Annotated in this window: 26 protein-coding genes; 8 read left to right on the top strand and 18 right to left on the bottom strand. The window is 70.8% G+C overall.

Annotation, left to right across the window (positions count from 1 at the left end; genetic code table 11):
• Nucleotides 1-16 precede the first annotated feature (16 nt).
• From AC1DXJ_RS12170 to AC1DXJ_RS12160, 3 genes are all read right to left on the bottom strand, one after another.
• Complete coding sequence (locus AC1DXJ_RS12170) at nucleotides 17-505, bottom strand: YbjN domain-containing protein (protein ID WP_477637084.1); 489 nt, start codon at nucleotides 503-505, stop codon at nucleotides 17-19.
• Nucleotides 502-1815 (bottom strand): D-inositol-3-phosphate glycosyltransferase, encoded by a 1314-nt coding sequence (gene mshA / locus AC1DXJ_RS12165; RefSeq protein WP_477637083.1) that lies wholly within the window; start codon nucleotides 1813-1815, stop codon nucleotides 502-504. The genes AC1DXJ_RS12170 and mshA overlap by 4 nt, the downstream gene beginning before the upstream one ends.
• Before the next feature lie 94 nt (nucleotides 1816-1909).
• Entirely contained in the window at nucleotides 1910-2701 is a 792-nt protein-coding gene (locus AC1DXJ_RS12160; RefSeq protein ID WP_477637082.1) for a hypothetical protein, read from the bottom strand.
• Nucleotides 2702-2746: 45 nt separating this feature from the next.
• On the opposite strand from AC1DXJ_RS12160, the gene AC1DXJ_RS12155 reads away from it, so the two are divergent.
• A complete protein-coding gene (locus tag AC1DXJ_RS12155; protein WP_477637098.1) occupies nucleotides 2747-3550 on the top strand; it encodes a class I SAM-dependent methyltransferase in 804 nt (267 codons plus the stop codon).
• Here the strand turns inward: AC1DXJ_RS12155 and AC1DXJ_RS12150 are convergent.
• The 7 genes from AC1DXJ_RS12150 to AC1DXJ_RS12120 all read right to left on the bottom strand — a co-directional run bounded on the left by AC1DXJ_RS12150 (nucleotide 3532) and on the right by AC1DXJ_RS12120 (nucleotide 7988).
• Nucleotides 3532-3903 carry a phosphomannose isomerase type II C-terminal cupin domain gene (locus AC1DXJ_RS12150; protein ID WP_477637081.1) on the bottom strand — a complete coding sequence of 124 codons (372 nt, stop codon included), beginning with the start codon at nucleotides 3901-3903 and terminating at the stop codon, nucleotides 3532-3534. The genes AC1DXJ_RS12155 and AC1DXJ_RS12150 overlap by 19 nt on opposite strands.
• A gap of 8 nt (nucleotides 3904-3911) precedes the next feature.
• Nucleotides 3912-4250: a DUF2516 family protein gene (locus AC1DXJ_RS12145; RefSeq protein WP_477624437.1), complete on the bottom strand. Its 339-nt coding sequence runs from the start codon at nucleotides 4248-4250 to the stop codon at nucleotides 3912-3914.
• Nucleotides 4251-4266: 16 nt separating this feature from the next.
• Complete coding sequence (dtd, locus tag AC1DXJ_RS12140) at nucleotides 4267-4692, bottom strand: D-aminoacyl-tRNA deacylase (protein ID WP_477637080.1); 426 nt, start codon at nucleotides 4690-4692, stop codon at nucleotides 4267-4269.
• A gap of 6 nt (nucleotides 4693-4698) precedes the next feature.
• Entirely contained in the window at nucleotides 4699-5679 is a 981-nt protein-coding gene (locus AC1DXJ_RS12135; RefSeq protein WP_477637079.1) for an asparaginase, read from the bottom strand.
• A gap of 189 nt (nucleotides 5680-5868) precedes the next feature.
• Nucleotides 5869-6567: a hypothetical protein gene (locus tag AC1DXJ_RS12130; RefSeq protein ID WP_477613976.1), complete on the bottom strand. Its 699-nt coding sequence runs from the start codon at nucleotides 6565-6567 to the stop codon at nucleotides 5869-5871.
• Between the two features lies 1 nt (nucleotide 6568).
• Entirely contained in the window at nucleotides 6569-6991 is a 423-nt protein-coding gene (locus AC1DXJ_RS12125) for a helix-turn-helix domain-containing protein (RefSeq protein ID WP_477624440.1), read from the bottom strand.
• A gap of 157 nt (nucleotides 6992-7148) precedes the next feature.
• Nucleotides 7149-7988 (bottom strand): beta-keto acid cleavage family enzyme, encoded by an 840-nt coding sequence (locus AC1DXJ_RS12120; protein WP_477613978.1) that lies wholly within the window; start codon nucleotides 7986-7988, stop codon nucleotides 7149-7151.
• A 154-nt stretch (nucleotides 7989-8142) separates the two neighbouring features.
• Between AC1DXJ_RS12120 and AC1DXJ_RS12115 the strand changes: the two genes are divergently transcribed.
• Entirely contained in the window at nucleotides 8143-9561 is a 1419-nt protein-coding gene (locus AC1DXJ_RS12115) for a tyrosine-protein kinase domain-containing protein (protein WP_477637078.1), read from the top strand.
• A gap of 63 nt (nucleotides 9562-9624) precedes the next feature.
• Here AC1DXJ_RS12115 and ygfZ read toward each other — a convergent pair whose 3' ends face one another.
• Together ygfZ and AC1DXJ_RS12105 are read right to left on the bottom strand one after the other, a co-directional pair.
• Complete coding sequence (gene ygfZ, locus AC1DXJ_RS12110; protein ID WP_477637077.1) at nucleotides 9625-10683, bottom strand: CAF17-like 4Fe-4S cluster assembly/insertion protein YgfZ; 1059 nt, start codon at nucleotides 10681-10683, stop codon at nucleotides 9625-9627.
• Nucleotides 10668-11087, bottom strand: a complete 420-nt coding sequence (locus AC1DXJ_RS12105; protein WP_477637076.1) for a Fur family transcriptional regulator — start codon at nucleotides 11085-11087, stop codon at nucleotides 10668-10670. Before AC1DXJ_RS12105 ends, ygfZ begins: the two co-directional genes overlap by 16 nt.
• 78 nt (nucleotides 11088-11165) lie before the next feature.
• Between AC1DXJ_RS12105 and AC1DXJ_RS12100 the strand changes: the two genes are divergently transcribed.
• A complete protein-coding gene (locus AC1DXJ_RS12100) occupies nucleotides 11166-12188 on the top strand; it encodes an LCP family protein (RefSeq protein ID WP_477613982.1) in 1023 nt (340 codons plus the stop codon).
• 16 nt (nucleotides 12189-12204) lie between these two features.
• Here AC1DXJ_RS12100 and AC1DXJ_RS12095 read toward each other — a convergent pair whose 3' ends face one another.
• The 3 genes from AC1DXJ_RS12095 to AC1DXJ_RS12085 are packed head-to-tail and all read right to left on the bottom strand — an operon-like array spanning nucleotide 12205 to nucleotide 14243.
• Complete coding sequence (locus tag AC1DXJ_RS12095; protein WP_477637075.1) at nucleotides 12205-13149, bottom strand: hypothetical protein; 945 nt, start codon at nucleotides 13147-13149, stop codon at nucleotides 12205-12207.
• Complete coding sequence (locus AC1DXJ_RS12090) at nucleotides 13149-13736, bottom strand: arsenate reductase/protein-tyrosine-phosphatase family protein (RefSeq protein ID WP_477637074.1); 588 nt, start codon at nucleotides 13734-13736, stop codon at nucleotides 13149-13151. The genes AC1DXJ_RS12095 and AC1DXJ_RS12090 overlap by 1 nt, the downstream gene beginning before the upstream one ends.
• A 9-nt stretch (nucleotides 13737-13745) precedes the next feature.
• Nucleotides 13746-14243: a heme-binding beta-barrel domain-containing protein gene (locus AC1DXJ_RS12085; protein WP_477613985.1), complete on the bottom strand. Its 498-nt coding sequence runs from the start codon at nucleotides 14241-14243 to the stop codon at nucleotides 13746-13748.
• A gap of 122 nt (nucleotides 14244-14365) precedes the next feature.
• Between AC1DXJ_RS12085 and AC1DXJ_RS12080 the strand changes: the two genes are divergently transcribed.
• A complete protein-coding gene (locus AC1DXJ_RS12080; protein WP_477637073.1) occupies nucleotides 14366-14734 on the top strand; it encodes a DsrE family protein in 369 nt (122 codons plus the stop codon).
• A gap of 286 nt (nucleotides 14735-15020) precedes the next feature.
• On the opposite strand, the gene AC1DXJ_RS12075 is transcribed toward AC1DXJ_RS12080, so the two are convergent.
• Nucleotides 15021-15884 (bottom strand): hypothetical protein, encoded by an 864-nt coding sequence (locus AC1DXJ_RS12075; RefSeq protein WP_477637072.1) that lies wholly within the window; start codon nucleotides 15882-15884, stop codon nucleotides 15021-15023.
• A gap of 7 nt (nucleotides 15885-15891) precedes the next feature.
• A complete protein-coding gene (locus tag AC1DXJ_RS12070; protein ID WP_477613988.1) occupies nucleotides 15892-16212 on the bottom strand; it encodes a MoaD/ThiS family protein in 321 nt (106 codons plus the stop codon).
• A gap of 121 nt (nucleotides 16213-16333) precedes the next feature.
• On the opposite strand from AC1DXJ_RS12070, the gene AC1DXJ_RS12065 reads away from it, so the two are divergent.
• Nucleotides 16334-17038: a winged helix-turn-helix transcriptional regulator gene (locus AC1DXJ_RS12065; RefSeq protein ID WP_477613989.1), complete on the top strand. Its 705-nt coding sequence runs from the start codon at nucleotides 16334-16336 to the stop codon at nucleotides 17036-17038.
• Between the two features lie 157 nt (nucleotides 17039-17195).
• Here AC1DXJ_RS12065 and AC1DXJ_RS12060 read toward each other — a convergent pair whose 3' ends face one another.
• Complete coding sequence (locus AC1DXJ_RS12060; protein WP_477613990.1) at nucleotides 17196-19103, bottom strand: bifunctional metallophosphatase/5'-nucleotidase; 1908 nt, start codon at nucleotides 19101-19103, stop codon at nucleotides 17196-17198.
• Nucleotides 19104-19202: 99 nt separating this feature from the next.
• On the opposite strand from AC1DXJ_RS12060, the gene mshD reads away from it, so the two are divergent.
• From mshD to AC1DXJ_RS12045, 3 genes are read left to right on the top strand one after another with little or no spacing between them, the layout of a single operon-like run.
• Nucleotides 19203-20186: a mycothiol synthase gene (gene mshD / locus AC1DXJ_RS12055; protein ID WP_477637071.1), complete on the top strand. Its 984-nt coding sequence runs from the start codon at nucleotides 19203-19205 to the stop codon at nucleotides 20184-20186.
• Nucleotides 20183-22444 (top strand): RNA degradosome polyphosphate kinase, encoded by a 2262-nt coding sequence (locus AC1DXJ_RS12050; protein ID WP_477637070.1) that lies wholly within the window; start codon nucleotides 20183-20185, stop codon nucleotides 22442-22444. The genes mshD and AC1DXJ_RS12050 overlap by 4 nt, the downstream gene beginning before the upstream one ends.
• A complete protein-coding gene (locus AC1DXJ_RS12045; protein ID WP_477613993.1) occupies nucleotides 22441-23409 on the top strand; it encodes an NUDIX hydrolase in 969 nt (322 codons plus the stop codon). The genes AC1DXJ_RS12050 and AC1DXJ_RS12045 overlap by 4 nt, the downstream gene beginning before the upstream one ends.
• Nucleotides 23410-23479: the final 70 nt, after the last annotated feature.

The following is a 23479-nucleotide window of genomic DNA, read 5'->3' as shown; positions in this document are numbered from 1 at the left end:
GGCAACGCGCCACCGCTCAGTCGTGCTCCAGCAGGTGGCGGAACGCCTCGAGGTTGCGCAGGGACTCCCCCCGCGACACCCGCCAGTCCCACTCCTTCTGCATGCTCGTGACGAAGCCGATCGCGAGCAGCTCGTTGAAGTGCGCGTCCGCGGCTTCCAGCACGACTCCCAGGACCTGGTCGAGGTATGCCGCGTCGACCCCGCCCGCGGGGACGCGTCCGGTCACATAGACGTCGCCGGACTTGTCGACCGAGTAGGCGAGCCCCGGAAGGCGCAGGTTCTTGCGCAAGAGGTAGCGGTAGAAGGTCTCGTGGCTCTCGTCCGGGTTGCGAATGACGAAGGCCGACACCGAGAGGGCGTCAGCCCCCGCCACCAGTGAGACGACGGTCTTGAGCTTCTGCTCGCCCGGCAGCGTGAGGACGAACTCACCCTCGCGGGCACCCTGCTCCCACTCGATCTCGGCCCCAGCGAGGTATCCCTCGATCGCGGACACCAGCTGGCTCACGGGACCACCGCCGCAGGCACCCCGGCCAGTGAGCCGTTGGGCGAGGGAGTGTCGTTGGAGTAGCTCTTGGCCCGACACGCTTCGACGTAGACCTCGTAGAGCCGCTCGGTCGTGCGGTCCCAGCCGAACAGCGCCGCGTGCTGCACCGCCTTGCGGCTCAGGTCTTCTCTTCGCTGCGGGTCCAGCAGCAGGGACTCGAGGGCCAGGGACCACGTGTGGGGGTCGTGGCCGTCGACCAGGATCCCGGCATCCCCGACCGCAGTGGGCAGACCGCCGACATCGGCAGCGACGACCGGGGTCCCGCACGCCTCCGCCTCGACGGCGACCAGTCCGAAGGACTCCGAGTGCGACGGCACCGACACGAGATCGGCGGCGCGGTACCAGTCAGCCAGGTCGGTCCTGGGCACCGGCGGCACGAACCGCACCTGCGCGCTGATGCCGAGTCCCTCGGCCAGCTCCTGCAACCCTCGCGGGTGCGCCAGGCCGGAACCGGACGGACCGCCGAGGACGGCGACGACCAGCTCGCCGGACCAGTGCGGGTGCCGCGCCAGGAGCTCGGCCGCCGCCTTGATGAGCACCTCGGGCGCCTTGAGGGGCTGGATCCGTCCGACGAAGAGCAGCACCTTGGCGTCCTGCGGCAGGCCCACGGCGGCACGCGCCGCGCGACGGTCACCCGGCGAGAACAGCGACAGGTCCACGCCCGGAGGCACGACGACCACCTTGTCGGGCTCCGCGGCATACAGGTCGATCAGCTCGTGGCGCTCGCCCAGGGTGTTGGCGATGAGGCGGTCCGCCGCCTCCACGACCTGGACCTCACCGATCTCGCGACCAGGGGGCTCGGGGGTGTCACCGTCGGCGAGGTGGAGGTTCTTGACCCGCGCCATGGTGTGCATGGTGTGGACGAGCGGCACCTGCCAGCGGTCGGCGGCCAGCCACCCCACCTGGCCGGACAGCCAGTAGTGCGAGTGGACCAGGCTGTAGTGGCCCTCGGCCTCGTGGGCTCCGGTGCGCATCACCCCGGCGGCGAAAGCACACAGCTGCCCGGGGAGGTCGTCCTTGCCGAGCCCCTCGTAGGGACCCGCGGTGACGTGACGGACGGTGACGCCCGGCTCCATCTCGACCGTGGGGGGCAGGTCCGCCGTCGTGGTGCGGGTGAAGATCTCGACCTCGACGCCGCGCCTGGCCAGCTGGTGCGCCACCTCGACGACGTAGACGTTCATCCCRCCCGCGTCACCGGTGCCCGGTTGCTCCAGCGGGGAGGTGTGGACGCTCAGCATCGCGACGCGGTCGATGCGTTCGCAGCAGCCCATGTTGCGAGTCTGCCACGCAGCCGCTGGGGCCCACGACGCCGGTGGTCAGCCCGGCGCCGTGCTCAGCCGACGCGGCGCCCAGCCCAGGCCGTGCTCAGCCGCGCGATCGAGACGGCTGCGGCGCCGGACGGGCCTGGGACGACACCGACAACGAGCACGAGTCGGACCAGACGTGGATGTCGGTGCGCCCGGCCGCGCGGATGTCGACGCCTCGAGCCACCCGCTGCGGGCCGACCCCGATGTCGGTCCGCAGCAGGGTCGTGAAGACGGCCCGCCCCTCGACCGCTCCCGGGTCGATCCAGGCCGCCGAGTCGCGAAGGTTCACGGCGGGGAGGCCGGGACGGATGCCGACCGTCAGGGGTTCGCGGTCGAGGTGCCAGACGACTCCGTCGGCACCGTTGACCGAGGCGCCGACCCTGACCAGCCCTCCCGCCGACTCGATCCGCAGCGTCACGGGCAGCGAGCGCGACCCGTCGCTGAGCCTGCCGAAGTACGTCGCCCGGCCCGGCAGGAAGACCAGCTCGGTGATGGTCAGGTTGTCGTAGCTGCGGGTGACCCGCTCCTTCGTCCCGGCTGCGTCCGTCGTGGCACTCCCCTCGACGGCCGACAGCATCGACCCCCCGATCACGGTCTGGAGCAGCAGGTCGTTCTCGCGGTTGATCCGCAGTCCGTCGGAGTAGAGCGACACGGTCACGCCGCCACCCAGGGTCGCCACCCCCTTGGCCTCGGCGTCGACCGTCAGCAGGCCCGGAGCGACGTCGACGAAGCCTTCGCCGTGGCCCAGCCAGCCGGGCACGTTCGTGACGAGGCCGAGCAGCGCGAGGGCGGCGAGCGAAGCCACCAGCGCGACCATGCTGCGGCTGATGTCACGCTCCCGGCCTCGCACCTGCCCAGCCTAGGGTGCGTCGCCGCGTAGGCTGCGCGCGTGGCTGTGCAGCGACCGGTGGGCACCATCACCCGCGGCACCACCAACCCCAACCGGTTGCGCCGGGTCGACCGCTGGTTGGCCGGCCCCCAGGCCTGGCGCCTGCGGCGGGCCGTCGGTATGCCGGTCGTGGTGGACCTCGGGTACGGCGCCTCCCCGGTGACGGCTGTCGAGCTGCACGACCGCATGCGGCGGGTGCGTCCTGATGTCCGGGTCGTGGGGATCGAGATCGAGCCTGAGCGGGTGGCGCTGGGCCGGCCCCTCGAGCGTGAGGGGCTCTCGTTCCGGCTCGGTGGTTTCGAGGTACCGATCGACGGGCGTCAGGCGACCATCGTCCGCGCGTTCAACGTGCTGCGGCAGTACGACGAGACAGAGGTGGCCGAGGCGTGGGCGACCGTGCAGCAACGGCTCTCCCCCGACGGCCTGCTCGTCGACGGCACGTGTGACGAGCTCGGTCGACGCAGTGCGTGGATCGCCGTCGATCGGACCGGCCCAGTGTCGTTGAGCCTGTCGTGGCGACTGCGGGGGCTCGACCGCCCCTCCGACATCGCCGAGCGGCTGCCCAAGTCGCTCATCCACCGCAACGTCGACGGGGAGCCGGTCCACGGGTGGCTCCAGGCGCTGGACAGGGCGTGGAGCCATGCGGCCCACCACGCGAGCTTCGGCGTTCGGCAACGCTTCCTGGCGGCGGTGGACGCCGTGCGTGAGGACGGCTGGCCGGTCCAGGACGGGCCGGCGAGGTGGCGCCTCGGCGAGGTCACCGTCGACTGGTCGGCCGTCGCCCCCGTGGGTCAGGCGTCGCGGGCGTAGTCGTCCTCGAGGCGGACGATGTCGGCCTCGTCGAAGTCACCGAAGGCGATCTCGAGCAGCCGGCCCGGCTGGTCGCCCTTGTTGGCCATCCGGTGCACCGCGTTGCACGGCACCCAGACCGGCTCGCCGGGCGCGGCAGTCCACGTGCGGTCCCCGACGGTGACCTCGATCGGGACGTCCAGGACCTGCCAGAACTCCCCCCGGTGGTCGTGGGTCTGCAGCGACAGCCGGTGGCCCGGGTCGACCGTGATGATCTTGACGGTGACGGGCTCGTTGGCGACGAACTGCTGGAAGTTCCCCCAGGGCCGCTCCACCGTGAAGATGCCGTCGCGCGGGTCGGGCAGGGCCGACATGTCTCGGGTCACCACGGTCCGTACGGCCCCATGTGCTGCCCTCCGCGGCCGCTGCCGCTGACCTGCTGCAGCGCTGGACGCACGTCGGCGAGGTAGATGCCCGCCCCGACGATGGCGATGAGCCCGACCGAGAACAGGGTGATCGAGTTCGCCACCGAGATGAACCCGAGCAGGACCGCGACACCCGTGACGATGGTCCAGAACTTCTTGGTGCGCTTGCCTGCCGCGATGAACGCGTCCGGGCGGTGGCGCAGGGCGTCGACCAGCGCGAAGACTTCGGCCGCGAAGGCCGCGAGACTGAGCAGCAGGATCACGATGCCCTGTGCGGAACCGAGCGCGGAGAACATGTGCACAGCCTAAGGGTCAGACGTCCACGACCAGGGTGACTGGACCGTCATTGACGAGGGTGACCTCCATCATGGCCCCAAACCGGCCGGTGGCAACCTCCACCCCTCGAGCACGGAGGGCCGCGACGACAGCGTCCACGAGCGGCTCCGCGACCGGGCCCGGCGCCGCGTTGTTCCACGACGGCCGCCGCCCCTTTCGCGTGTCGGCGTACAGCGTGAACTGGCTGACGACCAGCACCGGCGCACCGTCGTCGAGCACCGAACGCTCGTCGCGCAGGATCCGCAGCTCGCTGATCTTGCGGGCCAGCGCCTCGACCTGGTCGGGCCCGTCGTCGTGGGTCACACCGACCAGCGCCACCAGCCCCGGCCGGTCGACTGCTCCCACGACCTCGCCCTCGACCGAGACGGAGGCGCTCGTCACCCGCTGCAGGACGGCGCGCACGTCGCCTCAGATGTTGACGGCGACGATGCCGCCGACGACCTCGCCGTGCCCGAGCACGGGAGAGTTCTCGAGCTGGGCCAGGGCGGGCGACTCGACGCCGAGCCGCCGCAGCGCGGCGGCCAGGATCACCGGCTTCGCCCGGGGGTAGCCGTCGGCGACTTTGACGGCCACGCCGCGCCCGTCGGCGAGCCCCACGGCATACACGGACTCGGCACCGTCCTTGGCGATGAGGCCGGGGGTGGCCTCGATGAGGGCGGTCACGTCACGGTCACTGCCCCCGAGGTATGCCGGGTTGGCACGGATGGCGTCTGCGACCTCGCCCTCGTGCGTCGCCGGGTCGGCAGCGGCCATCCGGCCGAAGGCCCGGGCGAGCCCCGCGAGCGTCACAGCCATCACCGGCGCGCCACAGCCGTCGACGGCCACTGCCGTGATCTCGTCATCCGTCAGCTCGGCGAGTGTCCGCGAAATCGCTTGCTGCAGTGGGTGATTCGGGTCGCGGTAGGTTTTGGTGTCCCAGCCGTTGACGACACACGTGGCCAGCATCGCCGCATGCTTGCCCGAGCAGTTCTGCATGATGGGCGTCTTGGCCCCGCCTGAACGGATCACCGCCTCGCGCGCCGCCTCGTTGACCGGGTAGTCCGGCGTGTTCTGGAGGGCGGCTTCGGTCAGTCCCGCAGCGGCGAGCATCTCGCGCACGGCCTCGACGTGGAACTCCTCGCCGGAGTGGCTGGCGGACGCGAGCGCGAGGTGCTCGGGCGGCACACGCAGACCTGCACGCACCATGGCCAGGGTCTGGATCGGCTTGTTCGACGACCTCGGGAAGATCGGGTCGTCGACGGCACCGAGCGCCAGCAGGTGGCTGCCGTCGGGCGCGGTGGCGACCACGGAGGCGCGGTGCGCGGACTCGACGAAACCGCCGCGCACGTAGTGGGCGAGGACCGGCGCGTTGTCGAGGGCGGGCGGGGTGGCTGTCTGCGGCGTGCTCACCCGGCGAGCCTAGCCACCGCCCACCCCACCTCCCCCGCCCCACCTTTATCGGGTCAAGGGACAAGGGCGTGCTTCACCCCGGAACGGTTCCGGGGTGAAGGTCACCGTTCCGGGGTGGAGCGCCTCAGCCGGGACAGGCAAACGGCCCCCTCCCGGATCACGGGAGAGGGCCGATTGGCTTGGGGTTGGTCAGTCGCCGACCTTCGTGGCGGCCGTGGTGGCAGCCTTCTTGGTGGCGGTGGCCGTCTTCTTCGCGCTGGTGGTCGCGCCCTTGGTGGCGGACGTGCTCTTGGCGGCGGCCTTCTTCGTGGTGGTCGCGGTGCGCTTGGCGGCGGTGCGCGTGCGGGTGGCGGACTGCTTCACCGCGGTGCCGGCCTCCGTGGCCTCGACGACGATCGAGTCGGCGATGGCGTCGGCGGCGACAGCGGCCTCCTTGCGACCGGTGGTCAGCGTGGCCTTGGCCGAGCGCTGGATGTCCGTGGCGGACTTGCGCACGGTCGTGACGGCACCCTTGCCCAGGGCGAAGGTTGCCTCGGCCTGCGCGAGCAGGTCCTTGGTCGACTTCTGGGTGCGGACGCGCTTGACGAGCTTCTCGCCACGGGCAGCGACGGTCTCGTAGGTCTCCTGCGCCTTGCCGGCCAGCTCGAGGCTGCGGTTGAGGGCGAGGGCCGGGAGCTCCTGGGCCTGCTCGGCAACCTCGGTCACGCGGACCTGGGCCTTGGTCTGCAGCGCGGCGGGGTCGAGGTCGACACGGACGCCGGTGGCCTTGACGGTGGCCTTGACGCGGGCGTCGCGCACCTTCTCGACGGCGAGGTCGGCCAGGCCGACCGCGGCGAAGACGGGAGTGGTGTCGGTGACGGTCTTGCGGATGTCGGCAACGAATGCCATGTCATGCTCCTTTGTTACGAGGGGTCTTGGTACGGGTGGTGCCGGGCTTGCTGCCGACGCCCACGAACGAGTCGTAGATGTCGAGCAGCGCCGCCTTCTGACGGTCGGTGAGCTGCGGGTCGGCGCCGATGACGGCCCTGGTGTCGAACTCGGCGCCGGGCGTCGCATGGGCGTCGCCGTGGCGCTCGTCGAGGATCCCGGCCCGGACGTAGAGCGACTCCGCCGAGACCTCGAGGCCCTTGGCGAGCTGCTGGAGGATCTCGGCGCTGGGCTTCTTCAGGCCCCGCTCGATCTGCGAGAGGTAGGGGTTGGACACACCGGCGAGCTCGGAGAGCTGGCGCAGCGAGAGCCGGGCGGACTGACGCTGCTCGCGCAGGTAGTCACCCAGGTTGTTGCCGGGGAGCGGCAACGGGATTCGGCTCATGCCCCCAGTGTGCTTGCTCCAGTTAGCAGAATGCAAACTGGAGGCAGCGTGTTCCCCATCACAGGGTGACTTCCTGCGCGGAGATCGTCACCAACCAGTGCCTGCGGCGGCTCCGTGACGACCGGCTGGCAACAAGTCGGGGACTCGGGTGCCGGTCTCAGCGGCGGTCCTTCACGCCCAGCATGAGGCGCGCGTCCTCGGTCGACAGCGCGGGGCGCTGCATCACCTCTGCGAGGTGCGCGGCCCGCTCCACGAGCTGGGAGTTGTGCTCGACGGGTATGCCGCGGGCGAAGACCACGTTGTCCTCCATCCCCACCCGCAGGTGGCCGCCGGCCGCGAGGGCCGCTGCCGCGACGGGCAGGTGGCTGCGACCGATCCCCGTCGCGGACCAGGAGGTGACCTCGGGCGGGAGCATCGCCACGCCGGCCAACAGCGCAGCAGGTGTACCCGGCATACCTCCGGGCACACCGGTCACGAAGTCCACGTGCACCTTGCCGCCGAACGGGAGGCCGTGGGTGTCGATGAGGCGGGCCAGCGACGCGACGTGGCCCAGGTCGAACAGCTCGAACTCCGGGACCACCTCGCGCTCCTGGGCCTGCACGTAGAGGTCGGACATGAAGCCGTAGGGGTTGAGGAAGACGTCGTCGCCGAAGTTCGTGGTGCCGCAGGTGAGCGAGCAGGAGTCGGGCTCTGCGTCCAGGACCGTGAGCCGCTGGTCGAGCGGGTCGTGCACGCTGCCCCCGGTCGACAGCTGGATGACCAGCGAGGTCCGCTCCCGGAGTGCCTCCACGGCGGCCTTCAGGTGACCTGGGTCCAGCGTCGGTCGGTGCTCGCCGTCACGGATGTGCAGGTGGATCATCGAGGCACCCGCCCGCTCACACGCCACGGCCGTCTCGACGAGCTCGTCGAGCGTCGTGGGCAGCTGTGGGAAGTCGGCCTTGGCGAGTTCCGCACCGGTGGGCGCGACGGTGATCAGGGTGCCGGTCGTGGGAGCCATGGGCGCCATCATGGCAGCCACGCCCAGCGCCATCACCACGGCCGCTCCAGCAGCGGAAACCCGGCTCCTCAGGCGTTGTGTGGGAGACTGTCGGCGCTCACAGCCGAAACCAACCGGGGCCCATCGACCGCGCCCCGACAGTGAAAGCAGGACCGTGGACCTTCACGACTACTACCGGGTCGTGCGCAAGCGCTGGCGTGCCATCGCTGCCGTGACTCTCCTGATGGTGGGCCTGGCTGCGTTGCTCACCCTGTGGAGCCCCAAGACGTACCAGGCGCGCACCCAGCTGTTCGTGTCCACCTCGGGCGGTCAGGACTCCACCCAGCTGCTGCAGGGCAACACGTTCACCCAGCAGCGCGTCAAGTCCTACTCAGACCTGATCACGACGCCGACCGTGCTCGATCCGGTCATCAAGAGCCTCGGACTTTCCGGCACTGCCGACCAGCTCGGCTCCCGCATCACGGCCAGCGTCCCCCTCGACACCGTCCTGATCGACGTGCTCGTGTCGGACGGCAACCCCGAGCAGGCCGCGCGAATCGCCAGCGCCGTGGGGAAGCAGTTCTCGACCAGCATCCTTGAGCTCGAGCGCGTCAACGACGACTCCGTGAGCCCGGTCAAGGTGTCGGTCGTCCGGCCGCCGTCGGTGCCCGTGAGCCCGATCAGCCCGAACCCGGTGCGCAACATCGGCCTCGGTGTGGTCCTGGGTCTGCTCGTCGGACTCGGCGTCGCCCTGCTCCGCGACACCTTCGACACCTCCATCAAGAGCGAACGCGACGTGACCGACGCGGTCGACGAGACGATCATCGGCGGGATCACCTACGATCCGGAGGGCCCCAAGAACCCGCTCATCGTGCAGTCCGACCCGCACGGACCCCGCGCCGAGGCCTTCCGGGCCCTGCGCACGAACCTGCAGTTCGTCGACGCCGCCAACCACCCTCGCTCGATCGTGTTCACCTCCTCGCTCCCCGCCGAGGGCAAGAAGACGACGACGGCCAACCTCGCCATCAGCATGGCTGCCGCGGGCGCCCGGGTCTGCATCATCGAGGCGGACCTGCGTCGACCGCGGCTGCTGAACTACATGGGCTTGGAGGGTTCCGTCGGCCTGACCAACGTCCTCATCGGCCAGGCCGACCTGGTGGACGTGCTCCAGCCGTTCGGCGACACGGGTGTCCAGGTCCTCGGCGCCGGTCAGATCCCGCCCAACCCCAGTGAGCTGCTCGGGTCGGAGACGATGTCGCGCACCATCAGCCGGCTCGAGGAGATGTTCGACTACGTCATCATCGACGCCCCGCCGGTCCTGCCCGTCACTGACGCCACCGTGCTGAGCACCCTCACCGGGGGGGTCGTGCTCGTGGTCGGCTGCGGAGTCGTCAACAGTGAGCAGCTGACCCGGGCCCTGATGTCCGTCCACGCGGTCAACGGCAACGTCCTGGGCCTCGTGGTCAACAGGATCCCGACCCGTGGCGCGAACGCCGAGAGCTACTACTACGGCGAGGGCTACGCACCGCTCACCCAGGCGCGCAGTCGCAAGGAACGCACCCGCGACCGCCACGCCCACGCCGTCAAGGTCTGACCCTTCACCGTCGCCTGCTCGGGCGCCTACCGCACGACTAGCGCGCGGCGCGCGGCCAAGCGACTAGGGCGCGACGACCACGACCTGGCTGGCGCTGACGCCGTCGATGTCGAGGACGTCGTCGACCGGGGTGTTCCGCTTCACCAGCGCCAGTCCGACCGGGCCGTCCTCGAAGTGCCTGGCCACCGAGGTCAGCTGACCCACCTGACGGTCACCGGCCATCACCGCTGCGCCGCGATCGGGCAGCGTGTGCCCCGACCCGTCGAGGTGCAGGAAGACCAGTCGCCGCGGTGGGCGACCGAGGTTGTGCACGCGAGCCACCGTCTCCTGGCCTCGGTAGCAGCCCTTGTGCAGGTGCACCGCCGTGCGGAGCCAGTCCACCTCGTGGGCGATGGTGCGGTGGTCGGTCTCGAAGCCCAGGCGCGGACGCCAGGCCGCGACGCGCAGCGCCTCGCATGCCCACGTGCCGGCGAGGTCGCAGTCGGCGACCGCCTCTGCCAGTCCCGGCCGCTCGACCAGGACCTCACGCCAGGTGCGCCCGAGTGCCGGGTGCCCCTCGACCGGTCCGTATGCCGCGGTGTCACCCACGAGGTCGGGCCAGGGGTCTCGCCAGGCCAGGCGCTCCCCGGGCTGGGACTCCAGCCCTGACGGCTCGCCGAGGACGGCCCACTCGGACGTCACGTCGGCCACCTCGACCCTGAGCATGAAGCGCATCGAGTCCAGCCAGCCGACCAGGGCCGCCGACCGTCCGGGCTCGGTGGTGATCCACGTCGTCTCACCGTCGTCGACGAGGTGGAGGTTGTGCTCTACGTGGCCCTTGGGTGTCAGCACCAGCGCCTCGCGTGACTGCCGCGGCCCCAGGCCCGTCAGCTGCTGGCTCGTGATCGAGTGGAGCCAGGACAACCGGTCGGGTCCGGTCACGGTGACGACCCCCCTGTGGGACAGGTCGACGACGGCCAGCCCCTCGGAGAGGAGGCGCTGCTCGCGGAGCGGATCGCCGTAGTGGGCGGCGACCCCTGCATCGGGACCGTCACCCTCCACGGCACCGCCGTGGCCGAGCAGCACGGAGGGCGTCACCGCCGGCATACCGGGCTCGGTGGTCGTCCCTAGCGCGTCGCGCATGTGCCGCACTCTCCGTGGATCGCCATGTGTGTCACGTCAGCAACAAAGCCGGAACCGGCCAGAACATTCCCCGCGAAGCCCTCGGCGTACTCCTTGGGGCACTCCTGCACGCGGCCGCAGGTGCGGCAGACGAGGTGGATGTGGTCGGCGTGGTCTGCGAGGTGGTAGCTCGGCGCCCGGTGGTCGAGGTGGGTGTGTCCCACGACCCGCAGCGACTCGAGGGCGTCCAAGGCGCGGTAGACGGTCGACGGCGCCAGGGCCGGACCCCCGTCGCGGGCCACCTGGGCGACGACGTCCTCGGGCGTGGCGTGCCCCAGCTGGGCGACGGCGTCGAGCACCCGCTGCCGCTGCGGCGTCATCCGCCGCCCCTGGGCCCGCAACCGCTCGCCGACGTCCTGCACCATCCCACTCTACGGTTCTGTGACGGGCCCCTCGGGCGAGTTCTGTCACGAGTGCGCTCGGGCGCTACCTACACTGTCCGGGTGCTCGACCAATTCGCAGACACCCAGTCCACGCCCCCGAAGGCGCCCCAGAAGCGTTCGCGCCTTCGGCGGACCCTGGCCGTCATCCTGGCGCTCGTGGTCCTGATCGTGGTCGGGGGCATCGCGGCATACCTGCTCTTCCTCAACCACACGGTGACCGCAAACGTCCAGCACGAGTCCCTGCTCCCGACACCGGGAGTCAGCGGTGCCGCGCCCGCCCCGACGAAGAAGCCCGCGGCGAAGCAGGCGCAGAACATCCTGTTCATCGGGTCCGACGCCCGCGCAGGGCTGGCCGGCGCCCGTTCCGACGTCATCGTGCTCATGCACGTCGCGAGTGACCGCAAGACCGTCACGCTGGTGCACTTCCCGCGCGACCTCTACGTCAGCGTCCCCGGCCACGGCAAGGACAAGATCAACGCGGCCTTCGCCTACGGGGGTGCGCCGCTGCTGGTCCAGACGCTCCAGGGCCTCGTCGGGGTGCCGATCGACCACGTGACCCTGGTGGGCTTCGAGGGCTTCAAGAACATGACCGATGCCGTGGGCGGCGTCAACGTGTACGTCGAGGAGTCGAGCAGCTCGGACGGCTACACGTTCACCAAGGGCTACCAGCAGATGACTGGTGCGGAGGCGCTCGCCTTCGTCCGCGAGCGCAAGGATCTCAGCGAGGGCGACATCTCGCGCGGCCGACGCCAGCAGGCCTTCATCAAGGCCCTGATGCTCAAGTCCCTGAGCAAGAGCGTCCTGACCAACCCGGTCAGGTTGGCGCAGTTCGTGGAAGCGGGCACGGCGAACCTCACGGTCGATGACGCCTTCACGGTGAGCAAGATGCGCAGCGAGGCCTTGTCCCTGCGCAACCTGCGTGGTTCGGACATCGCGTTCGTGACGGCGCCGTTCACCGGTTTCGGCACCTCACCCGCCGGTGCATCCATCGACATCGTCGACGAGCCCGGGATGCAGGCCCTCGGCGAGGCGCTGCAGAACGACGCGATGGGCACCTACCAGGACGTCACCCACACGCCGTAGCGGCGTCAGCGGCCGCTCAGCTCTTCTTCCAGGTCGCGAGGTCGCCGCCGGCGAGGTAGACGGCGTCTCCCACGAGGAGCCAGCCGGAGCCGGACGTCACCGACAGCGCGACGGTTCCCGGCTCGACCTTGGTGAGGTCTGCCTCAGCACAGCCCAGGGCCGAGGTGGGCTTGGCGGCGTCGACGACCGCGACGCCGCTGCACGAGTCCGCACCGGGGAGCGCGACGAACGCGCGGCCCTTGGCGTTGAGCGCCAGGGCGAGCGCACCGGCAACGGTGGCCGACGTGTCCCAGCGCCCGCCGGAGGTGCTCACCCTCACCCGTCCGTCCGGGCACAGGGCTGCGGCGCCGCTGTCCACCACCGCAAGGTCGATCACGGGGCCGGAGCCACACGGTTTGCCCGTGCCGCCCGTGGGCAGACCGATCGAGGCGGCCGCCCTCGGGTCGCGGAACCACGCATCCTTCACGACCACCGAGTCCCCGAAGTCCGCGTCGAGGGCACCTGCCTGGCGAATGGCCGGGGTGCAGTCGGTGGCGGAGTCGGCGCCGACGACGAAGGCCGAACCATTGGGTCGCACGCGGACGCGGACGATGGCGTCAAAGGGGACCGCCCGGGGGCCCCAGGTCGCTCCGGCGTTGCGGGTCAGCTCGAGCTTGGAGCCGCCCGACTTGCAGGTGCCCGTCGTGAAGCGGAAGGCGCTGTTCTTGTCGAACGCCACGACCCCCTGCGTCAACGGGGCGACCTCGACGCTGGGCGTGCTCGGGTCCGACGTGGTCGTGCCGCTCGTGGACGTACTCGTCTTGGAGGATGACGCCGAGCCGACCACGCCGGTGTTGATGGTGGAGCCACCCTGGTCGACCGGCTGACGCGTGCTGTTGATCGCGAAGGCCACCAGCAGCACGTCCACGACCAGGAAGGCGCCCAACCCGACGATGCCGGCTCGTTCACCCAGGCGGGGCATCACGGCCTCCCGAGGGCTCGGGCCACCGCGGGCAGCGAGCCCATGATCTGGCCGGTCATGTCCTCGAAGACCTGCGGGGGCCGGCGGTACGGGTCGACGATGTCGGCCTCGGCGTCACTCAGCGGCGCCCGCATCCCCCGCTGGCCTGCTGCCAGGGCGACGACGCGGACGATGTGCTCCCGGGCCGAGTCGGACGGGATCTGCACGACCGAGTCCTCCAGCCCCGAGACCAGGTCGGCGAACTCGCGGAAGGCGAAGACGTAGCGCAGCGCCTTGGGGTGCAGCATGGCCACCTTGCCCCGGTGCGCGCGGGTGGCGGTGAGCACGATGTCGGCCTCGGCGACCATCGACTGCGTGAGGTCGCGAGCGAGGAAACCGTTCGCGGCATACCCCTGGCTCTCCAGGTGCGCCCGCGCCTGGTCCTCCATCGCGTGGCCGGGCAGCGCGCCGGTGCCACCGCTGGACACCTCGACGGCGCCGGGGCCCCACGATCGGTCAAGTTCCGCCTGCAGCGCGCGTTCGAGGAACGGCGACCGGCAGATGTTGCCGGTGCAGACCGTGAGGATCCGCGCTGGTGTCGACGACATCGGTGGGCCCTAGCCGACGCGCTTGAGCTCGGCGGACAGGTGGCTCTGGAGCGGCTGACCGACGGCGGCCATGTCCATCGCCCACATGAGGTTGGAGTTGACGAGGCCGTACAGCCGGGTGGCGGCGTTGTACTCCTTGGCCTGGGGGCTGCGCAGCACTCCATCGGTGCGCAGCTCGATCTTGGCCGGCTCGGCCTTGCCGTAGTAGAGCTCGACGATGCCCGTCGGGTGGGTCAGGAGGAACTCGACCTCGCCGTCGGGGAAGGGCCGCCAGAAGCCGAGCTCGGTCGCCAGCGGTCGCACCTTGTCGCCCGCCTCGTTGAGCAGCCAGGTGCGGCTGTGCCACGCCAGGAACGGGCGGCCGTCGTGCGTCACCTCGATCTCCTGCCCGAAGTTGGCCGACTCGATCGTGGGGTAGCCGACGACGCCGGCGCCCTCCCAGCGGCCGATCAGCCAGGCCAGGGGCGCGAGCTCGCGCGGGAGGTCGGGGTCGAGGGTGAACTGCATCAGCGCGGCGTCTTGACCAGGCGGTAGACGACGAATCCCGCGAACCAGGTGATCACCACGGCCGTGAGGGCGAGCAGGGAGATGTAGAACGTGTGCACGCGCCAGATCGTAGCCTGTGGACCATGACAGACCCGCGCACGCTCGTCATCAAGGTCACCTGTGGCACCGAGTCGCTCGAACGCCTCAACCAGGCATTCACGGTCGCCGCCACCGCCGTGGCCAGCGGGGTGGACGTCAGTCTGTGGCTCACGGGGGACGCGTCGTGGATGGGCGTGCCCGGTCGGGCGGAGGCGGTCGAGCTGGCCCACGCCGCTCCGCTGGCGGACCTCCGCGACGCCGTGGTGGCAGCCGGGACGGTCACCGTGTGCGGCCAGTGCGCTGCGCGGCGCGACCTCAGCGACGCCGACCTCGTGCCGGGCGTGGTCATCCGTGGGGCGGCGGCGTTCGTCGAGGAGGTCACCGCGCCCGGGGCCCAGGCCCTCGTCTACTGACCGCAGCGAGCGCCCGACGCCAGACCCACGGCCTGGGTATGCCGCGTGCCCACCTCCCAGCGCGGGAAGGGTCGCCACGCCCTGCGACTTGTTGCTCCCCGGTGGTCACCAGACCCCCGATCCGGGCCCTGGGTGACCACCAGCCGGCAACAAGTCCCCACCCCCTGCGACATGTTGCTCCCCGGTGGTCACCAGACCCCCGATCCGGGCCTTCCATGACCACCAGGCGGCAACAAGTCGCGGCGCCCGCGCCCGCCGTGGGGCACCCTCGCCGGAAGTGCGGTGCTCAGGCGACGAAGTAGCGGACCACGAGGTAGGCGACCACGCCGACGAGCAGGGATGACGCGGCAGCCACGGCGAGCTGGGCCCGTGGCATGGCCGTCGCCGGCAGTGGAGCCAGCACCCGCCGCGCCGCGTGCGAGATGGCGGCCGCGAGCAGGCCGAGCAGTGCTGCCGGCCCCGGCATCGGGTCACCCGCCACGAGGGAGACGACGACCGCTGCGCCACCCCCGACCAGCATCGCGATGAAGAGCGCCCACTGCCGCAGTCGGGCGATGGAGACGCAGGGATCGGCGAGGGCACCGACTCCCAGTCCGGCCATCGCCGCCGCGAGGGCCGGCTCTCCCGCCAGGACGTGCGGAATGGGGGCGAGCGTGGTGCCCGCCGAGATGATCGCCAGCCCTGAGATCGTGGCGGCCACCGACTCGGTCAGGCGCGGGCGGCCGTCACGGCGCATCAGCTGGTGCAGGAAGGCGACGATGACCGCGACGGCGAGCGCGGCCGGCATCCACTCGAGGTACGGGTCGTGACGCGTCAGCAGGGCGGTCCCCGTCATGAGCAGCGTGCCGATGGCCAGGACGGCGCTGGTGCCGCGGGGACTCGGCAGGCTGAGCAGCAGCGGCCATCCCCAGGCGAGCACCAACCCGGCCAACGCCACGGCGAGCGCCACGAACTGGGGGCTCGCATAGCCGGTGAGTGCCACCAGGGCGGCAAAGGCCACCGTCGCCGCGATCGACAGCGGTCGCGGGAGCAGGGCTCGTCGCGGCAGCGCAGGCGGGGCGGTCTGGGCATGGGCTCGACGCTCGCGCCGGGTCAGCGGGACGGCAGGGTTGTTGGGCGCCTGCTCGGGGACGTCGGACACAAGGGGCATCTTCGCATCACCCCCCGGCGAAGGGAGGCAGTACCTCCAGCACCGAACCGTCCGGGAGGGGGTCGTCGCGGTGCGCCGCCCGGCCGTCGAGGAGCAGCGTGCTCACTGCCGTCACCGGCGCCAGCCCGGGGTGGAGCGCGTCGACCACCGCCACGGCCTCGGCGATCGTTGCGCAGTCACGCACGAGGTCGGTCTCCACGCCGGCGGCAGCCCGGGCGCCGGCCCAGTACCGGACCGTGGCACTGCGGACCGTGGCACTGCGGACCGTGGCACTGCCAACCTCGGTCGAGCCGACGGTGACCGTCGGCGCATCGTCGTCACGCGGCATACCCACGCTCCTCTCAGGCGACTCCTGTCGCGCTCTTCTCGTGAGCTCTTCCCGTGAGACAAGGGTCTCACCATGTGTGCACTGGCCCGCCGGGGGGCCCTCGCCCGTATCCTTTCAAGGCATGGCCCGTCTGTTGCTGCTGACGAACGCCTTGGCGCCCAGCGCCGAGGTGCTTCCGGCACTGGGTCTGCTCACCCACCACGTGCGCATCATCCCGGCCGAGCCGACTGCGCTGGTCGACGCCCCACCCTGCGATGCCGTCCTGCTGGACGCCCGCCGCGACCTGGCGGTGGCCCGCTCCCTGTGCCGCGTGCTCCGTGCCACGGGGATGTCCGTGCCCCTCATCGCCATCCTCACCGAGGGCGGCCTGGCGGGCATCACGGCCGAGTGGGGGGTCGACGAGGTCCTGCTCGAGTCCGCCGGCCCCGCCGAGGTCGAGGCCCGGCTTCGGCTGGCGGCAGGCCGACTCGTGGACACCCAGGAGCCCGAGGACGTCCAGATCACCTCGGGCGACGTCACGATCGACGAGGCGACCTACTCCGCACGTGTCCGTGGACGGCTGCTCGACCTGACCTACAAGGAGTTCGAGCTCCTCAAGTACCTCGCCCAGCACCCGGGTCGCGTGTTCAGCCGGGCCCAGCTGCTTCAGGAGGTCTGGGGCTACGACTACTACGGGGGCACCCGCACCGTCGACGTCCACATCCGCCGGCTGCGGGCCAAGCTCGGCTCCGAGCACGAGGTGCTCATCGGCACGGTGCGCAACGTGGGCTACCGGTTCGTCCCCGCCGAGGACCTCCCCCGCGAAGACGCACACGCCGACGCCTGAACCCGTTGCGCTGCAACGCTCCGCGACCCTCAGCCCCTGAAGCCAGCTGCACACCGAAGGCGCCCCTCCCGTTCCCGGGAGGGGCGCCTTCGTCGTTGCCGTATGCCGCGTTGCCGCGTCAGTGCGTATGCCGCGTTGCCGCGCCCATACGTGGTGCTCAGTTCTTCGTGATCCGGGCGTCCGCGACCGGGCTGTACGGCGAGTGCGCCTGCAGGTAGTTCGCGAAGGCGTCGATGTCGAGGCCGCCGAAGAACCTGCCGGTGCCGACCCGGAAGCCGGGAAGGCCGTCTCCACCGTCCGCGACGAAGTTGTTCGTCACGACGCGGTAGCTGGCCGTGTCACTGATCTCGGCACCACCCAGGGTCACCGGCCCGAGAACTCGGCCCGTGGGGGTGTCGCTGTAGCTGTAGGCGAAGCCCGCCGACACCTGCAGGATGACCGGCCTGGCAGTGGTGTTGGGCGAGGTCGTCGCACCACCACCCCACTGCTCGCGCAGGATCTCCTTGATCTGTGCGCCCGTGAGCGACACCGAGACGAGGTAGTTGTTGAACGGCTGCACCTGGAAGGCCTCGTCGTAGGTCACCTCACCGGGGGCCTCGTTCCACGACTTGTTCGCGTAGGTGAGGTTGGTGCGGATGCCACCCGGGTTCATGAAGGCGATCACCGGGGTCTGGCCACCGGTGATGGTCGACGGGTCGGCCAGCTGGGCGTCGGCGATGAGGTCCCCGAGCTTGGACTCGCCGGCAGAGCTCGCCGACGTCGTGATGTCCGTGCTGATCGAACCGAGAACCTTGCTCGCGATGGGGGCGATGAGGGTCTTGTAGTCGGCGATGATCTTGGTCTCCGCCGCGTCCTTGAGGGCCGGATCGCGGGTGACGATGACGTTGCTGCCGGCCACCGAGCTGCGCACGATGTCCTGGGTGCGACGGTCGAAGGTCAGCGTCGTCTCGGTCACGAGACGGCCGAACGAGGACGCCGACGTCACCAGGCGCGGCTGCCCTGCCGGGTCGGGGATGCTGCAGACGTACGGCGTGTGGGTGTGGCCGCTGACGATCATGTCGATCTGCGGGGACAGCGCCCTCGCGATCGGGATGATCGGGCTCGCGCTGGTGTTGGGGTTCAGGCCCGTGCTGGTGCCCGTGGGGCAGGCCGAGTCGAACCGGTTCTCCAGACCGCTGGCCGGGTTGGTGTGGGGCCCGCCGGGGTAGGTCGCGGTCCGCAGGGGGACGCCACCCTGGTGGATGAGGACGACGATCGCCTTGACGCCCTGCGCCTCGAGCTGGGGGACCAACGCGTTCGCGGTGTCCACCTCGTCGGTGAACTCCAGTCCCTCGATGCCCGACGCGGTCACGATGTTCGGCGTGTCCTTGAGGGTCATGCCGATGAAGCCGACCTTGGCTCCCTTGAAGTTCTTGACCCACGTGGCCGGCAGGATCGTCTGGCCGGTCGCCTTGTAGCGGACGTTGGCCGCGAGGATCGGGAAGGACGCCCCCGCGAAGCTCTTGCCACCGGGGCAGGAGTCCTGGTTGGCCGCGCCGGCGCCGTCGTCGAGGCAGCCACCGTTGGCCAGTCGCTGCAGCTCCTTGTACCCCTCGTCGAACTCGTGGTTGCCCACGGCTGTGACGTCGAGGCCCAGGCTGTTCATTGCCTCGATGCTCGGCTCGTCGTGGAACGCGGCCGAGAGGAGCGGCGAGGCTCCGACGATGTCGCCCGCTGCGACGGTCGCGGTGTACGGGTGTCCCTGACGCATGGCCTTGAGGTGTCCCGCGAGGTACTCGACTCCACCGGCGTTCACCGTCGTGGGGGTCACCGCGTAGGTGGTCACGCCGGTGTTCGGGTTCGTGCTCGACGTCTCGGTGTAGGTGTCCGAGGTGATGATCCGGCCGCCGGAGCCCGACGGGGGCTCGAGGTTCCCGTGGAAGTCGTTGAACGACAGCAGCTGGATGTCGATGGTCGGCCCGTTGGGGGCAGCGGACGTGCTGCCTCCCGTGAAGGCCGCACCGGTGGCCGCGAGGGCGGCCACGGCCACGACGCTGGATAGGCGTCGGGTGCGGGATGAGGTCATGTGTGCGTCCTTGTGCGGGAGGAAAACCGGCGGTAGCCGGACCTGTGCACGCTAACCGCGGATCTTTGGCGAGGGAAGATGCATGGTGCAATGTTTTACGTGCCCTTGACTCCCGTCCGCCTCGCCGACACCTTGACCGCCAGCCAAGTCGCCCAGGTTCATGACCTGCAGCGACGTGCCGCCGCTGTCGACGGCGTCGCTCCCGTGTCGGAGCAGTCGCTCCTGTCCCTCGCCACACCGAGTGGCCGGGTCCGCCACCTGCTCGGGTATGCCGGTCGGCAGCTTGCGGGGTACGCCCAGCTCGACTCCGCCGCCGGGGACGACGGCTCGGGTGAGCTCGTCGTCGACCCCGACTTCCGGCGTCAGGGCCTCGGTCGCGCCCTCGTGGACGCGGTCCTCGAGACTGCGCCCGGGGCCCGGCTGTGGGCCCACGGCCAGCTGCCGGCCGCTCGGGCCCTTGCTGCCAGCGCGCAGCTCACGGCGGTCCGTGAGCTGCACAAGATGGCCCGACCGCTCACGGAGGCAGACCGCGAGCCCGCGGCGAGCGCGCTGCCGCCCGGTTTCACGGCACGGTCCTTCGAGGCCGGCCGCGACGAGGAGGACTGGCTGGCGACCAACGCCGCGGCCTTCGCGCACCACCCCGAGCAGGGGCGCCTGACGCTGGCCGACCTCCGGGAACGGATGGCGCTCCCGTGGTTCGACGCGGCCGGGTTCATCCTCGTCGAGGCCGACGCCGCCACCAGGGATCGGTCCGCAGGGGCGGTCGCAGCCTTCCACTGGACCAAGGTCGACCCCGACGAGCGCTCGTCCGTCGACCCGGCCAGACCGGCGGGTGAGGTGTACGTGGTCGGCGTGCACCCGGCATACCAGGGACGAGGTCTGGGGCGGCCGGTGACGGCGCTGGGGCTGGCCCACCTCGCGGGGCTGGGACTTCCCGAGGTGGTCCTCTACGTCGACGGTGACAACCAGGCCGCGATACGCACCTACACGGGGCTCGGTTTTCGCAGCATCATGGTCGACGTGATGTATTCGCGCGCTGTTCAGCCGGCGCGTTCACCCGGCACTGTCAGGATGACGCCATGAGTGTGACGACCCGCCCCGCGGACGAGCCCGAGATCTTCGACGGCGATGAGTCCGGCCACGAGGTGTCGATCGCCAGCGCGCAGCCGCGGGCTTCCAACGGGCGCTTCATGCGGGTCGTCCACGCCGCGGGGGGCCAGGACGACAGCGGACTGCCGGCCGACCGGTTCCTCGACCGCGAGATCTCGTGGCTGCAGTTCAACGAACGCGTCCTCCAGCTGGCCGCCGACGAGTCGGTGCCGCTGCTCGAGCGCGCGCGATTCCTGGCGATCTTCACGTCGAACCTCGACGAGTTCTTCATGGTCCGGGTGGCCGGGCTCAAGCGTCGCATCGCCACCGGCCTGGCCGTGCGCTCAGCCTCAGGTCTCGAGCCCCGTGAGGTCCTCGAGCAGATCTCGCTCGTCGCGCACGAGCTGCAGGCGATGCAGACCCTCGTCTACAAGGAAAAGGTGCAGCCCGCCCTCGAGGAGGAGGGCATCTCGATCGTCCGGTGGGACGAGCTGAGCGAGACCGAGCAGACGCTCCACTCGGGCCTGTTCACGGACCGCGTCTTCCCGGTCCTCACCCCCTTGGCGGTCGACCCGGCCCACCCGTTCCCCTACATCTCGGGGCTGTCGCTCAACCTCGCGGTGGTGCTGATCAACCCCAAGACGGGCAAGGAGCACTTCGCCCGGGTGAAGGTGCCACCGCTGCTGCCCCGGCTGCTGCACATCGAGCCCGAGGCCGGCGAGCCGTCGACGTCGGACCTGTTCAGCACTCGGTTCGTGCCGCTCGAGGACGTCATCGCCGCCCACCTCGACATGCTCTTCCCCGGCATGGAGGTGCGGGAGCACTTCACCTTCCGGGTGACCCGCAACGAGGACCTCGAGGTCGAGGAGGACGACGCCGAGAACCTCCTCACCGCGCTGGAGAAGGAGCTCACCCGTCGCCGGTTCGGGCCGCCGGTCCGTCTGGAGGTGGACGAGACCATCGACGACCACGTGCTCGACATGCTGGTCCGTGAGCTCGGTGTCACCGACAGCGAGGTCTACCGGCTCCCGGCTCCCCTCGACCTGCGCGGGCTCAACCTCGTCGCGGACCTCGAGCGCTCCGACCTGCGCTACCCGCCGTTCCGTGGGCAGATGCACCCCGACCTCGCACCCGCCGAGAGCTCCAAGCCGTCGGAGATCCTGCCGATCGTCCGCGACAAGGACGTCCTGCTTCAACACCCCTATGACTCCTTCTCGACCTCGGTCCAGGCCTTCATCGAGCAGGCGGCGAACGACCCCAACGTGCTCGCCATCAAGCAGACCCTCTATCGCACGAGCGGCGACTCCCCCATCATCGACGCCCTCATCGACGCCGCCGAGTCCGGCAAGCAGGTGCTGGCCATCGTCGAGATCAAGGCGCGCTTCGACGAGAAGAACAACATCTCCTGGGCCCGCAAGCTCGAGCACGCGGGCGTCCACGTCGTCTACGGCATGGTCGGGCTCAAGACCCACGCGAAGCTCTGCATGGTGGTGCGCCAGGAGCAGGACGGCAGCCTGCGCCGCTACTGCCACATCGGCACCGGCAACTACAACGGCAAGACCGCCCGCCTCTACGAGGACTTCGGCCTGCTGACCTCCGACCCGCAGGTGGGCGACGACCTGGCGCGCCTGTTCAACCAGCTGTCCGGCTTCGCCCCCCGCAGCAAGTTCAAGCGGCTGCTGGTGGCACCGAGGTCCGTCCGGTCCGGGCTGCTCGAACGCATCGACGCCGAGATCGACCACGTGGAGGCAGGGCGCGGGGGCCTGGTCCAGCTGAAGCTCAACTCGATCGTCGACGAGCAGCTCATCGACGCGCTCTACCGCGCCTCGCAGGCCGGGGTGGTCGTCGACATCTGGGTGCGCGGCATCTGCTCGCTGCGCCCGGGCGTGCCGGGGCTCTCCGAGACCATCACGGTGCACTCCGTCCTCGGGCGCTTCCTCGAGCACTCACGGGTGTTCCTGTTCGGCGGTGGTGGGGAACCCCAGGTCTACATCGGCAGCGCCGACATGATGCACCGCAACCTCGACCGCAGGGTCGAGGCGCTGGTGCGCCTCGCGGACCCCCAGCACATCGCCGACCTCCAGTCGCTGATGGCCCGCGGCATGAGCGACACCTACGCCCACTGGCGGCTGACCGGCGACGGCCGGTGGACGCGGGTGAACTTCGACGAGGACGGCGAGCCACTCGCCGACCTGCAGAGCGCCATGATCGAGATGCACGCCAAGCGTCGCCGCAAGGCCCGCCGGCGTTGACCGCCCCGATCCCTGCCGCGGGCACCGTCCCGTGGCGCCGCCGACGCGGTCAGCTCGAGGTCGCGCTGGTGCACCGACCGAAGTACGACGACTGGTCGTGGGCCAAGGGCAAGCTCGACCCGGGCGAGGAGTGGCCGGTCGCCGCCGTGCGAGAGACCCTCGAGGAGACGTCGCTGGCCGTCGGGCTGGGTCGGCCGCTGCCCGGCGCGGAGTACACCGTGCTCGACGCAACGGGCCAGCCGGCGACCAAGGAGGTCCGCTACTGGGCAGCCGAGGCCACCAGCCCCGCCGGGCCGTTGGTGAACGAGATCGACGAGGTGCGCTGGCTGGACGTGGTCGCCGCGTCTGACCGCCTCGACTACGCCCGCGACCGTGACCAGCTGCGCGCGGTGGTGCGGGCCGACAACGTCGGGACCCTGACCACCTGGCCGTTGGCCCTCGTGCGTCACGCCCATGCGGTGGGGCGCGGCTCGTGGGCGCAGGACGACCAGCTGCGCCCCCTCGACGCCACCGGGCAGGAACGCGCGGCGGGCATCGCACCGCTGCTCGCGGCATACGGCGTCAAGCGGTTGGTCAGCTCGCCCTCGGTGCGCTGCGCCGACACCCTGCGCCCCTTCGCGGCGCGGCTCGGGGCGCCGATGCGCACCAAGGACGGCCTCAGCGAGGAGGGGTATGCCGCGGAGCCGGCTCGCGCCCTCCGGCACCTCGAGCGGCTGGTCGAGCGGGGTGCCCCCGCAGCGCTGTGCAGCCACGGACCGGTGCTCCCGGCGCTGCTCGGTCTGCTGCTCGCCCAGGTTGCTCCCGACGAGCCGGAGGCCGACCTGGCCCAGGCAGCGCTGAGGGCTGCGGCCCGCGACAAGATGGCCAAGGGAGAGGTCCTCGTCGCCCACCTCGTAGGTACCGGAGCGGCCGCGCGCGTGGTGGCCGTCGAGCGCCACCTTCCGCCGCACCACGCCCGCGGCTGAGCCCGTGCTGACGCACTCCTGACCTCTCGTTCACCCACTGCATCCCGGGGGGTCGGTGGGGCGACCTCGA

Source organism: Pedococcus sp. P2_D9 (assembly GCF_056404275.1).
Note: the sequence above shows the minus strand (reverse complement) of the source record. Positions and strands in the feature narration are given on the sequence as shown.